This window comes from Bacillus sp. MAG717A, assembly GCF_036884855.1.
Taxonomy (GTDB): Bacteria; Bacillota; Bacilli; order Bacillales; family Bacillaceae; genus Bacillus; species Bacillus safensis.
The window spans coordinates 717017-729914 of record NZ_CP145733.1 but is presented as its reverse complement, the minus strand read 5'-3'; the positions used below and the strand labels follow the sequence as shown (position 1 = coordinate 729914).

Annotated in this window: 13 protein-coding genes; 7 read left to right on the top strand and 6 right to left on the bottom strand. The window is 43.1% G+C overall.

The window, feature by feature from the left end:
- Window positions 1-41 precede the first annotated feature (41 nt).
- Window positions 42-2081, bottom strand: a complete 2040-nt coding sequence (locus V6Z54_RS03855; protein ID WP_269104121.1) for a penicillin-binding transpeptidase domain-containing protein — start codon at window positions 2079-2081, stop codon at window positions 42-44.
- Between the two features lie 260 nt (window positions 2082-2341).
- Here V6Z54_RS03855 and V6Z54_RS03850 point away from each other — a divergent pair, with 260 nt between their 5' ends.
- Window positions 2342-3757, top strand: a complete 1416-nt coding sequence (locus tag V6Z54_RS03850; RefSeq protein ID WP_269104119.1) for a DASS family sodium-coupled anion symporter — start codon at window positions 2342-2344, stop codon at window positions 3755-3757.
- A 5-nt stretch (window positions 3758-3762) separates the two neighbouring features.
- On the opposite strand, the gene V6Z54_RS03845 is transcribed toward V6Z54_RS03850, so the two are convergent.
- A complete protein-coding gene (locus V6Z54_RS03845; protein WP_052468248.1) occupies window positions 3763-4110 on the bottom strand; it encodes a hypothetical protein in 348 nt (115 codons plus the stop codon).
- A gap of 92 nt (window positions 4111-4202) precedes the next feature.
- Here V6Z54_RS03845 and V6Z54_RS03840 point away from each other — a divergent pair, with 92 nt between their 5' ends.
- A complete protein-coding gene (locus tag V6Z54_RS03840; protein WP_041087165.1) occupies window positions 4203-4430 on the top strand; it encodes a hypothetical protein in 228 nt (75 codons plus the stop codon).
- On the opposite strand, the gene V6Z54_RS03835 is transcribed toward V6Z54_RS03840, so the two are convergent.
- On the bottom strand, window positions 4411-4890 hold the full coding sequence (locus V6Z54_RS03835; protein WP_039177065.1) for an Hsp20/alpha crystallin family protein: 480 nt from the start codon (window positions 4888-4890) through the stop codon (window positions 4411-4413). The genes V6Z54_RS03840 and V6Z54_RS03835 overlap by 20 nt on opposite strands.
- A 65-nt stretch (window positions 4891-4955) precedes the next feature.
- Here V6Z54_RS03835 and V6Z54_RS03830 point away from each other — a divergent pair, with 65 nt between their 5' ends.
- Complete coding sequence (locus V6Z54_RS03830) at window positions 4956-5213, top strand: hypothetical protein (protein ID WP_003213975.1); 258 nt, start codon at window positions 4956-4958, stop codon at window positions 5211-5213.
- A gap of 6 nt (window positions 5214-5219) precedes the next feature.
- Window positions 5220-5453: a hypothetical protein gene (locus tag V6Z54_RS03825; protein WP_024424583.1), complete on the top strand. Its 234-nt coding sequence runs from the start codon at window positions 5220-5222 to the stop codon at window positions 5451-5453.
- Between the two features lie 36 nt (window positions 5454-5489).
- Here the strand turns inward: V6Z54_RS03825 and V6Z54_RS03820 are convergent, their stop codons facing one another.
- On the bottom strand, window positions 5490-6881 hold the full coding sequence (locus tag V6Z54_RS03820) for an amino acid permease (protein ID WP_338527718.1): 1392 nt from the start codon (window positions 6879-6881) through the stop codon (window positions 5490-5492).
- Between the two features lie 179 nt (window positions 6882-7060).
- On the bottom strand, window positions 7061-8134 hold the full coding sequence (locus tag V6Z54_RS03815) for a glycosyltransferase family 2 protein (RefSeq protein WP_041087170.1): 1074 nt from the start codon (window positions 8132-8134) through the stop codon (window positions 7061-7063).
- Window positions 8135-8266: 132 nt separating this feature from the next.
- Here V6Z54_RS03815 and V6Z54_RS03810 point away from each other — a divergent pair, with 132 nt between their 5' ends.
- Window positions 8267-10150, top strand: coding sequence for an ABC-F family ATP-binding cassette domain-containing protein (locus tag V6Z54_RS03810; protein ID WP_338527717.1), 1884 nt, complete (start codon window positions 8267-8269; stop codon window positions 10148-10150).
- 30 nt (window positions 10151-10180) lie between these two features.
- On the opposite strand, the gene folE2 is transcribed toward V6Z54_RS03810, so the two are convergent.
- On the bottom strand, window positions 10181-11077 hold the full coding sequence (gene folE2, locus V6Z54_RS03805; protein WP_338527716.1) for a GTP cyclohydrolase FolE2: 897 nt from the start codon (window positions 11075-11077) through the stop codon (window positions 10181-10183).
- A 143-nt stretch (window positions 11078-11220) separates the two neighbouring features.
- On the opposite strand from folE2, the gene V6Z54_RS03800 reads away from it, so the two are divergent.
- Together V6Z54_RS03800 and V6Z54_RS03795 are read left to right on the top strand one after the other, a co-directional pair.
- Window positions 11221-11646: a MerR family transcriptional regulator gene (locus V6Z54_RS03800; protein WP_073979883.1), complete on the top strand. Its 426-nt coding sequence runs from the start codon at window positions 11221-11223 to the stop codon at window positions 11644-11646.
- Window positions 11647-11702: 56 nt separating this feature from the next.
- Window positions 11703-12893: an MFS transporter gene (locus tag V6Z54_RS03795; protein WP_073979882.1), complete on the top strand. Its 1191-nt coding sequence runs from the start codon at window positions 11703-11705 to the stop codon at window positions 12891-12893.
- Window positions 12894-12898: the final 5 nt, after the last annotated feature.

The following is a 12898-nucleotide window of genomic DNA, read 5'->3' as shown; positions in this document are numbered from 1 at the left end:
AAGAGACACAAGCGCTTGATTGAGCTTGTGTCTCTAAAGAGTTATTTGTAAAAAGAAGCAATCACCGGCTTCATTTTTTGAACGACGAGTCCACTACCGCCGCGGTTTTTCACACCTTCGATCATGCCGACGAGGACGTAATCTTCTTTTTTAGGATTAAACGCAAGTAAAAATCCATTTTCAGTGCCGTCTGTTGCACCTTGTTTGCTCTTTAATTCTGCCGTTCCCGTTTTAGCGGCAATATCCGCTCCTTCGATTTGTAAGGAGTGGGCTGTTCCGTTTGGACTGGTCACGACCTTAGTCAACGCGTCTTTCACTGTGTTTGCCGAGCCTTCTTTGATGATTTGTTTTGGTGATGCTGTTTTTTCATCTTGAATCACTCGAGGGTAGACAAGCTTGCCTCCAGTGGCAAATGGAGAATAGGCATGTACTTGTTCAATCGGTGACATGAGTAATTCGCCTTGGCCATACGCCGAGTCAGCCAGTAAGATATCCGATGTAATGCCATCGTTTGATACTTGTGCAGGCTTCATCGTAAATGGCATGTGTAAGTCTTCGCCAAATCCAAATGCTTTTACTTTTTTCTCGTAGGTGTCTTTGCCGATTTCGAGTGCTTCCTGTCCAAAATAAATATTGTCTGAGTATACAAGGGCATCGACCATATTTACTTTTTCTTTATCGTGAACCCGTGTGATGCGATAATTTCCCCAAGATTGATCCTTTTGCCATTTTAGTCCATGAATGGTACGCACTTTGTCAGGCTTTGTGACACCTGTTTCCAGCCCAATGGCGGCTGTAATGGTTTTGAATGTGGACCCTGGCGCATACCGGCTCGCATATCGAGCTTGGAATGGAAGGTCTGGGTTTTCACTGTATGCCTGATATTGCTTAGGTGTAATCCCGTTTGTCATGAGATTGACATCATAGGAAGGGGCGCTGACAAGCGCTAATAGATCGCCTGATGATGGATTCATGATCGTGACTGCCCCTTTTTCACCTTTCAGCTGATCATAGGCTTTTTTCTGTAAAGAAGCATCAATCGTCAGCTTCACTGTTTTTCCATCTTTTCGAGCTGATTTTTGCAATGTTTCTTCAATGCCTGTTTCATCATGGACGATGAGAATGCTTCCGCCATCTTGTCCGCGTAAGCTTTTGTCAAATGTAAATTCAAGGCCGGTTTTGCCGATGATTTGATCCGCCTTTAATGCTGGATTTCTTTTGATATCATCCGCATTTGCTTTTCCGACATACCCGGTGAGATGAGCGGCGGCTTTGTTATATGGATAGTAGCGCATTTCCTTTGATTGATAGGTGACGCCATTTACGTCCTTTGGAATCGGCTTTTGTTTTAACATCGATTTGAGCGGGACAAACGTGTCGTCTGTGACCCATGCTTGTTTCAACTGATTGTTGATTAGTTCTTCCTCTATATCAAAAGCTTTGCTGATCTTTTTGATATTGCGTTCTTTTTCTTCTCCTGTTCCGAGTTTTCCTGGGATGACGCCAAGTGCGTTTCCACCAGTTGTTTCTGCCAGTGTACGCCCTTTTCGGTCAACAATGTTTCCGCGGACAGCAGGGTCAGCTTTGACCTTGATGGTATCTCCTTTTTCCATTTGCGGGAAGATGAGATTCGGCTTCCAGTCCACTTTCCACTGGTCGTCCTCTTCGGAAAGAACGCCCTTGTAAGACAGCTTATGCAGCTTGCCAAGAGACGTTTTCATCGTTACATCATAGGAAAATTGATATCCATTTCCTTTGTCCTGTTTTTCAACGTTGAGCTTTGAAATGTTCAGGTCATAAGCACCAATACCGTTGAAAATATTGTCGTATTTTTCGGCTAGTTGTTTTTTTGAAAAGTCATTGGCTTTCAAAGATGCACTTGTCACCTCATCTGCCAGCTTCGTAAAGTCTTTCTTCTTCATATGTTCCGTAAAGTTTTGAGCGACTTTTAAAGCCTCTTTTTCTTTTGAGAAAAGAGTATCTTTTAAGAAAAAGAACGCAGCAGCAACTACGATGATGCTAAGAAGAGGGATGATGACTTTTTTCTGTTTCCAAAATGATTTTTTTTGATCCGTATACAATGAAAACACCTCAATTTTTGATTAGATCCTCTATATTTTACAGTGATTGGTCGTGATTTGTATAGTTTCTCCTATGAAAATAGACCAAGGGATCATGTCATGGTTTGGGAAATGGCAGTAAAACAAGCTGGTCATAATGAAAGATATCTTCATTTTTTCTTATGATTTAAAGGATTTCTTAAGAGATCATCGAATGTGGAAAATTAGAAAAAATATGACAAGCGCTTTTAATAGGGGGAATTGTTATCGTTTATAAAAAAGTGAATTTGATTGGACTTGTTCTTGGACCCACATTCTTTTTGCTCGCTTTTTTTCTCATACCTGAAGATGAATTGACCTATGCTGCGAGGGTAGTCTTGGGCATTACGGCTTGGACGGCCACATGGTGGGTGACTGAAGCACTTCCCATTCCTGCTACATCTTTATTGCCCATCATCCTGCTGCCGACACTTGGCGGGCTTTCTATGGAACAGGCATCAAGGTCTTATGGAGATCCGATCGTCTTTATGTACATGGGAGGATTTATGATCGCAATTGCCATTGAAAAATGGAACTTACATAGAAGAATGGCCTTACACATTTTAAGGGTGATTGGCACAAGAAGTGACCGCATTGTATTAGGTGTCATGATCGCGACTGCTTTTTTATCTATGTGGATTTCGAATGCAGCGACAGCCCTAATGATGCTGCCAGTAGCACTTGCAGTGATTAAAGAGGTCAAGACAAATGAAATCTTATCTGGTCCATCTCTGGATCGATTCAGTAAAAGCATCTTATTGTCGGTTGCGTATTCAGCGTCAATAGGAGGATTGGCGACACTTGTCGGGTCTGTGCCAAATGCGGTGTTTGCTGCGATGTCAAAAAAACTGCTAGATCGGGAAATTATGTTTTTTGAATGGTTTATGTTTGGTTTTCCTGTTGCGCTGATTCTGCTGATTCTCTTATTTTTGTATTTGACGAGGGTACAGTTCAAGGTAGAACACACAGGTGAAATGAGTGCATCGTTCATTCAAAAGGGATTAGAGGATTTAGGAAAAATGAAACAAGAGGAAAAATGGGTATTTGTTGTTTTTCTCATGACGGCGTTTTTGTGGATCTTTAAGCTCTTTTTGTTTGGAGGGATGACCGTATCTGATACGTCTATCGCCATTTTCGGTGCCATGCTGTTATTTCTCATTCCAGCAACGAATGGAGAGAGAATATTAGAATGGCAGGATATGAAACAACTGCCGTGGGGACTTTTGCTTTTGTTTGGAGGAGGGCTTTCGCTCGCTACGGGCTTTGCAGAAACCAATCTAACAGGATGGATCGGAGAAAATTTACAGCATTTAAACGGGCTTTCGTATATCATGCTGTTGATTATTTTAACGGGAGCGATTCTGTTTATGACTGAAATTATGTCAAATACGGCTGTTGCCAATATGATTATTCCGATAACGGTAGGGCTTGGCCTTGCGATTGGAATCGAGCCGTATGGGTTAATGGCCGCTGCTGCTTTGGCTTCCTCTTGCGCGTTTATGCTGCCGATTTCCACACCGCCAAACGCCGCTGTATTTAGTGCGGATGTGCTGAAAATATCTGATATGGTCAGGGCGGGTTTTTGGTTAAATATCATCAGTATTGTGGTGATTGTTCTTGCGGTCTATTTATGGCTGCCGATTGTGCTGAAAAGCTGAGCGCCTTAAGAAGATGAAGGCTTTGACCGAATTGAGACAACCGGTGTTTTTGTTTTTTGGGGCTTCGGTGGTTGTGTGGATTTTTGGATGCATGTGTCTTTTGGCGTGTAATAGGTTGCCCCAATATTGAGCCTGCCTTGGAGCTGGTCAATAGAAAGCTCCCCAAATTCTAAATGGTAATCAATTTTGTCCACGTGCAGGGATTCGATATGGATATGTGTATCCTCTGAGACAGGAGCAGCTGGTGCAGACATTTTTTGCTCAAGAGCGGCGAGTCTTTTTTCTAGTTCAACAACAGATGGGGATGGACTGGATTCAGTTTTTTTAAAGAGTGATTGAATGAGATGTTTCAAGTAGACCACAACCTTTTCTTCCGCCTTGCTCTAGTCTATGGAAAAGCTGACCGGTATATACTTATAGAGATGACAAGAAAGGGGAGAAGCATATGCTGCCTACTCAGATTCACATTGCCCATATGAAAACGAACTCGATTGGAACAGGAGTATCTATGACGTTTGGCTCGACGTTTGTTCGCAATCATTGCAGTACGATCAAAAGAAACAATGGATTTGGGGAACAGAATGCTGATGGCGTGATCACGATCCTGCCAATTGAAACAATTGATGATCGTGATCAAATAGACGCAGTGAGTATCAATATTCGTCATCTATGATGATAGCAGTCGCTTTTCCTTCATCCTTTTGCAGGCGGATGTAAAGTACCCCGTCTTTAAAGGCAGCATTCATTTGACCAAGAATCATTTCTGGAAGGCGGATTTTCTTTTCAAACGGACCATACTTCCCTTGCTTTTGGCGAAAGTCCTGCTCGTTAAAAAAGGAAAAACGCTGTCCTTTCACAACCAAATATTCACCATATGATAACACCTGAACATCTTCCTTTCGGTAGCCAGGCAAGTAAATTAAGTATTGAATTTCTGTAGGGGTTTCCACCATGTCGATTGGTGGAAACGACGCATCTGATCCCCGCTGATCCTGCTGTGTGAATGTAAATGGAGATGGACCGTTTGCCATAAAGGGGGATCTTTGCTCATCGTCGAAGATCATTTTCCAAAAATCATCTCCATGCATTTGCTGGGCAATATCCATCCACTGCTTCATTTTTTCGAAGTCCATGTGAAGACCTCCCGTTAACATACTTGATGGGTGCTTGCATATACCTATAAAAAGGAGGTTTATCTGTGGTTCAACCAACTCCGTATATCAATATTAATATTTTCATGTTAAAAATTAATTCCTTTGAAAATGCGTCGGCGGTGAATGTCGGACAAAATTTGTTAGCAGAGTGGCAAAACTCAGATAAAAAAAATCAGGGTTACGGACAGAATTTTGGAGATGCCAGCGGTTTTGTCGGTACAAAAAGCCATGTAGATGATCGAGATCAAGTGGACTCACCTGCCTCTTTTTCACCAGCAGCTAAACCCATTCAAAGGAAGTGACGTGTGATGTTATTCTCACCTTCAGTCGTCAATGTCGGTGCTTTTAAAATCAATGCAATGGATCGGGGTGCATCACTGACGCTAGGACCTTATCAGCAGATTGATTATTTTCTCTCGATGAAATTGAATCAAGGTTTTGGTGAGGACAATGGAGATTGTTCACCGCTTGTCATTCCGATTTCAAGCGTGTTAGATCCAGATATGGTGGACTCAAATTCAGTCAAAAACAGCGTGGTTTAAGAAAAAAAGAGACCGGGAAATCCCCGAGTCTCTTTTCTAATTTGTTTCATTCAGATGGCTTTTTCGTCTTGCATAGGCGAAATAAACAACAACACCGATGGCGATCCAGATGAGGAAGGCTCTCCATGTCTCCCATTTCAGTGTGGCAGCCAATGTCATACAAATGATCGCACTGATAATCGGAAGCACAGGCACGAACGGTACTTTAAATGCTGCTTTAAGATTCGGATGTTTTTTCCGTAAAATGATGACCGCAATGGAAATCACCGTGAAGGCTGCCAGTGTACCGATGCTGACTAAATTCGCGAGCGTCGATAAATTCACAAAACCTACGATACACGCTGCGACTGCACCTGTCAGCCAAGTGTTGGCAACGGGCGTTTGCGATTTTGGATGAACCTTTGAGAAAATATTTGGCATAAGCCCATCGCGGCTCATCGCAAAAGTTAAGCGAACCTGTGCATATACCAAGGCAATGAGAACCGTTGTAATCCCAATAATAGCACCGGCTGATATGATACCCGCCACACTATTTAGGCCAACCACTTGAAGAGCAAATGCGACAGGATCACTGACATTCAGCTTCGTATAGTGAACCATGCCTGTTAAGACAAAGGAAACCCCGATGTATAAAATGGTACAAACACCGAGCGCTCCGATAATCCCAACCGGCATCGCCTTTTGCGGATTTTTGACCTCTTCAGATGCATTGGCGATCGCATCAAATCCGAGGTAAGCAAAAAAGACGGTTGCCGCGCCTGCAATCACGCCGTTAAAGCCCATTGGCATAAACGGTGTCCAGTTTTCAGGTTTGACGTAAGCAAAGCCTGAAATGATAAAGAGTAGGACGATGGCAATTTTGATCAGCACAATGATGTTATTCAGCTTTGTACTTTCTTTGACGCCTCTTGAGACGATAAAGGTGATGAGCAAAATAATGAGTGCGCCTGGAAGGTTAAAGACGGCCCCATCAGCGGCTCCAGGTGCAGCTGATAAAGCCTTCGGTATGTGAAGACCGAATCCGCTGAGCAGTGATTGAAAATAGGACGACCATCCACTTGCCACAGCAGAGAGCGCAATGACATATTCAAGCATGAGATCCCAGCCCATTAAGAAGGCCAGAAATTCCCCAAGTGTTGCGTAGGAATACGTATAGACGCTTCCTGACACAGGAATGGATGAGGAGAATTCAGCATAGCAAAAAGCAGCAAGGGCGCATGCGATCGCAGCCAAAATAAAAGATATAATAATCGCAGGTCCTGCATCATTTGCCGCAGCAACCCCCGTAATGACAAAGATTCCAGTCCCGACCACACAGCCAATGCCAAGCAAGATTAAATCAAACGTATTCAACGAACGGCTCAGCCGCTTCGTTTGACTTTCAAGCATGAGCTGGTCGAGAGATTTTTTTCGAAATAAAGAACTCATGTTGACCTCCTAATGGATAAATCTTTTCGTAAGACGAATGTTAGTATATGCGCAAATGACAATTTAGTCAATTGGTTGAAAAACGCTTTAAATCACTAAAGTGTTAAACGTCACAAGCGAATAAGCAATAAAAAGAGACATCCGCCGGGAAATCCAAGGCGGATGTGGTGTCAGACAATCTATGTCTGTTCAGCAAATATTTTTTCATTGTACAGCACACTTGGATGAGTTGGATGATGGGCGGAAGAGGCACGGTGATGTATTTTGGCTTGTTCCAGGTTGCCGAGCTGATAATAACAGTAGCAAAGCTGAAGGTGAGGATACCACGTTTTATACTGTGTAAGTGTGAAGGCTGTTTCATTTTCAGGAGCCTTCAGCGCCTGCTCATACCAAAAGATGGCTGCCTGATGTTTATTTTGTATTTTTAAATGATCCCCGATCCGGCAGCAAAATTCTGGCCGGGGCTGATCATATAAGAAGGAACGTAATAATGAGGATAAGGCCGCTTCCTCATAGCCTTCCGCATAATAGCAATCCGCTAAATATTGGCATGTGCGAATTTCATCCTCAATCCAGCACTGTTTTGTGTTTAAAAATTCATGATAAAAACGAATCGCTTTGACATGCTGCCCGTTGTCTCTTAATTCATTGGCAAAATAAAAGAGATCACGGGGCGTCATATCCTCTCCTTTTGCCAGCATGTCTTCATAAATTCGCAAATTGCGTCCAGGCTCACCAGCAGTTGTTTTTTTGCGTTTTTGATGTGTGACGGCGATATCTGCTGGAAGGATGTTTCCATACACTTGAAGAAACTCATGAACGGCCCCGTACCACTGAAAGTTCAAGGAACGCTTCACAAGGCGATTTCTTCTATATTTGAAATTGACTTGACCGTTTTCATCGAATCCCACATGATAAAACATCGAAACGGCATCCACCGAGGGATCAAGTGTCTGCTTGAGCTGAAGCAGTTTTTGGCGGTCTTCTTCAAGCAGAACATCGTCAGCATCGAGCCATAAAATATACTCTTTCGCGGCATGTGAGAAAGCAAAGTTACGTGCTTTTGCAAAATGCTGGACCCATTCAAAATCCAGCACTTTTGCTGAAAAGGTATGAGCGATTTCCTTCGTTTGATCTGTTGATCCCGTATCAACGATGATCATCTCATCGACAATGTCTTGAACAGACGAAAGGCAGTCCGCCAGCACCTCCTCTTCATTTTTCACAATCATACATAAGCTAATGGTTATCATCTTTAGATCACCTCTTCATAGTGTATCGAGCATCAAAAGGAAACATTCTTTTCAGCAGCGGGTTTTTTAAAACTAGTTTTCTGCTACTGGCTGATTTAAAATAAAGGAAGAATCTATGTAAGGGCTGATAAAATGAGTTTATTGAATGTTGAAGGATTATATAAAACCTATGGCGAGAAAACGCTGTTTGATCATATTTCTTTTCATATAGAACCAAAGGAACGCATCGGATTGATTGGACCAAATGGAACAGGGAAGTCAACGCTTTTAAAGGTCATCGCAGGACTTGAATCATTTGAAGAGGGTGACATCACGAAAGCGGGGACACTTGATATTGAATTTCTCGAGCAAGATCCTGAAATGAGCGGGAATGAAACGATTCTTGACTACATTTTTTCTGGAACGGCACCAATAATTCAAACGATGAAGGCGTATGAACAGGCACTCGCCGATTTAGAGCATGATCCGCAAAATGAGGCAAAACAAGAGGCGCTGATGCGCATGCAAAATCGAATGGATCAGGAAGATGCATGGGATGCGAACCTTTCAGCCAAAACGATTTTGACAAAGCTTGGCGTGAAAGATGTAAGCCGCTCTGTCCATGCATTATCAGGCGGACAGAAAAAACGTGTTGCCATTGCTAAAAATTTAATTCAGCCTGCTGGTTTGCTGATTTTAGATGAACCAACCAACCACCTTGATAATGCAACCATTGAATGGCTTGAAGGATACTTAAGCCAATATAGCGGTGCTGTCATCCTCGTGACGCACGATCGTTATTTCTTAAACCGGGTGGCCAATCGGATTTATGAGTTAAATCAAGGACAGCTTTATACGTATAAAGGAAATTATGAAGTCTTTTTAGAAAAAAGAGCAGAGCGGGAAGCAGAAGCTCAGGTGAAAGAAACGAAGCGTCAAAACTTGCTTAGACGAGAGCTTGCATGGCTCAGGCGAGGAGCAAAAGCAAGAACGACAAAGCAGAAAGCACGTATCGGCAGAGTCGAAGAGCTGAAGGATCAAAAAGGACCTGATACGAAGGGCGAGCTTGATTTTGCCATCGGCTCACACCGCTTGGGAAAACAAGTGATAGAGGCAGAAGACTTATCGATTTCATTTGCTGGCCAGACCCTTGTGGATCGGTTTACAGATTTAGTCGTGCCGGGCGATCGTATCGGATTTATCGGGCCGAATGGAGTCGGTAAAACCACTCTGCTGAACTGTCTAGCAGGTAAGATTGAACCGACTTCAGGACAATTGACCATTGGACAAACTGTTCGTATTGGTTACTACACGCAGGATCACAAGGAAATGAATGATGAGCTGACCATCATTGAGTACATCAAGGAAACAGCTGAGATCGTCAAGACGTCTGATGGCGCCATTGTAACAGCAGAGCAGATGCTGGAGCGCTTCCTTTTCCCAAGATCGATGCAGCGGACGTATATTCGAAAGCTGTCAGGGGGAGAACGCCGCAGATTGTATTTATTGAAGGTCTTAATGGAAGAGCCGAATGTTCTCTTTTTAGATGAGCCGACGAACGACCTTGATACAGAAACCCTCAGTATTTTAGAGGATTATTTAGAGCAGTTCCCTGGCGTCGTCATCACAGTGTCCCATGATCGTTATTTCTTAGACCGAGTGGTTCACCGCCTGCTTGTCTTTGAAGGAAATGGGCGAATCTCACACTTCCAAGGTGCTTACAGCGATTATATGGAACAGGAAAAAGAGCAGAAACGGACAGAGACAAAGCCTGCTGAAAAACAAGTAGAAGCTGCGCCTAAAAAGAGAAAAAAACTTTCTTATAAAGACCAGCTTGAATGGGACGGGATTGAAGACCGGATACAAGCATTAGAGGAAAAACATCAGCAGCTCGAAGCCAGCATTGCAGAGGCAGGCAGTGATTTTGGGAAAATTCAAGAGCTGATGGACGAACAAAAAGCCGTTGCGGAAGAACTAGAACAAGCAATGGACCGCTGGACAGAACTATCTCTTATGATTGAGGAAATGAATGAATAAAGGTGTGGAAATAAAAACCTGTAGAGCAATCTACAGGTTTTTTTGATAGAAGCATTTAGCATACGCATCATGCTGATGAATGGATTCTTCATTGCGACACTCGACTTGAAAGCCTTTAATCCATGGCTGTTCATATAATTCGATGGCAATTAATCTTGTGATATCTTCTACAAAGCGCGGATTTTCATAAGCCTCTTCTGTCACTTTTTTTTCATCAGGTCTTTTGAGTACGGGATAAAGCGGTGCGCTCGCATTAGACTCAATGATATGTAAAAGAACGGCCTTGATGTCGTCAGGGAGCGATGCTTGTTCAAACAACTCTACAAGAATGGAAACAGACCCGCGCTGATTATGGGCACCATATTCACTGATTTCCTTGGAACAAGGACATAATGTCGTGACCTGTGCATCACAGCCCACATGACAGGTCCATCCGTCCTTCTCATGAAAATGGACGTCATATTTGACAGTTGCATGCAACAAGCCTGATTGCTCGGTGACTGGACTCTGTTTTTCCATGTACCATGGAAAGGCAACTTGAACGGAAGCAGAGGATTGATCCATTTTCCGGGCGAGCGCAGCCGTCAATTCTTTTAGGGTATTCACATCAAGCGGCTTGTTGCTTTCATAAAAAGAGTGTAGCTGTTCAGTGAGACGGCTCATATGAATACCTTTTTGGTGAGCTGGCAGGGATGTACTCAGTGAAAATTCAGCAGTGGTTGTTTGGCGCTGTGGTGCTGTTTTAGATACGATATGTATGGGATAGAACATGTGGCAGATCCCGACTTGTTCAAGATGAAAATAAAAGTCCTGCTCTGTTTTTTGAATGTCCGTCATGTCCTCTTTTTGCCAAGGCTTTGTGCCAAGACTTGGCGGTACAGATCCGAATAGCTGGTGCCGTTCTTCTTTAGGTGGAAATGAGCGCATATGGTACCTCCTATAAATCGTAATTATTACTATTTATTCTGCGATAAGATGTGGAATAAATCAAGTGTTAAAACTTTGACGTTTACGTTAAGGTTATAAAGGTGTATAATAAAACATGAATTGATGAGCAGGAGGCACTGGCGATGGAATGGATGAAAATTGATCAAGTGGCGAAAAGAAGCGGACTGACAAAACGGACGATTCGTTTCTATGAAGAGATTGGTTTATTATCAGCACCAAAGCGGACAGAGGGCGGAGTCAGACTTTATTCAGAGGACGACATGGAAGAGCTAGAGAAAGTGATGCAGGCAAAAGAGGTACTCGGCTTTTCTTTACAGGAGCTTCAATCGTTTATGGAAATCGGAAAGCAGCTAGAGCTGAATAAAGAAGGCTACTTGCTGTCGCTTGATCCGAAGGAACGATTAGAGAAGTTGTTAGATATTGAGGCGCAGCTGACTGTGCAGCATCAATTGATAACAAAAAAGCTTGATACGATTCAATCTTTTAAAAAGGATCTTGAAGCGATGAAAGAAAGAGCGGCTCATGCAATTGAGCAATTACAAAAATAAACACCTCTGCGTGTTTATTTTATTTTGTCAACATTTGAAGGAAAGGTTCTGATGGAATGAGGGAAGAAGAAGTGTTGAAACAGCGTACAAGTCTGCTTAGGCAGCCAAAAGCCGTTTGGGCTGTTGCCTTTGCGTGTGTGATTTCGTTTATGGGAATAGGACTCGTCGACCCGATCTTGCCAGCCATTGCATCGCAATTACACGCATCTCCAAGCCAGGTCTCTCTTTTATTTACAAGCTACTTACTTGTGACCGGCTTTGTGATGTTCTTTACCGGCTTTATTTCTAGTCGGATTGGTGCGAAATGGACGTTATTAGTTGGACTCATTTTTATTATTGTTTTTTCTGCTTTAGGTGGTACTTCTTCAACGATTAATGAATTAATTGGCTTTAGAGGCGGATGGGGCATTGGGAATGCTTTATTTATTTCAACTGCACTCTCTGTCATTGTTGGTGTATCTGTTGGAGGAAGTGCGAAGGCCATTATTTTATACGAGGCAGCACTAGGTCTTGGGATATCGGTTGGACCGCTGCTTGGCGGTGAGCTTGGCACAATTTCTTGGCGCGGGCCTTTCTTTGGCGTTGCCGTGTTAATGCTTATTGCTCTTTTAGCGATTACCTTTATGCTTCCACCTATGCAAAAGCCGCAGAAAAAAGTGAAATTATTTGAGGCTGTCGGAGCGTTAAAATATAAAGGACTATTAACGATGGCATCTGCCGCTTTCTTATACAATTTTGGTTTCTTTGTGCTTTTAGCGTATTCACCATTTGTGCTCCATCTTGATGAGCATGGACTTGGTTATGTCTTTTTTGGTTGGGGGCTATTTTTGGCTGTGACCTCCGTCTTCTCAGCGCCGGTCATTCATCGCAAACTTGGGACATTGACCTCGCTTGTCGTTCTGTTTGCTTCGTTTGCTGTGATTTTATTCGGTATTGGGGTATGGACGTCTCATGCTGTGGTCGTGATCTGCGGAATTGTCATTGCTGGGGGAATTCTCGGTATGATCAATACAGTGCTCACGACAGCTGTGATGGGGTCAGCACCGGTTGAACGTTCAATTGCTTCATCCTCTTACAGTGCTGTACGGTTTATTGGGGGGGCGATTGCTCCTTGGATTGCCGGAGTTCTCGCTGAATCCTATACAGCAAGTACACCTTATTATGTCGGGGCTGCTGTGGTTCTCTTAGGCATGATCATCCTGCTCCTTGGACGTAAGCATTTGGTGAATATCCAAGCAGGTCATTAATTAGA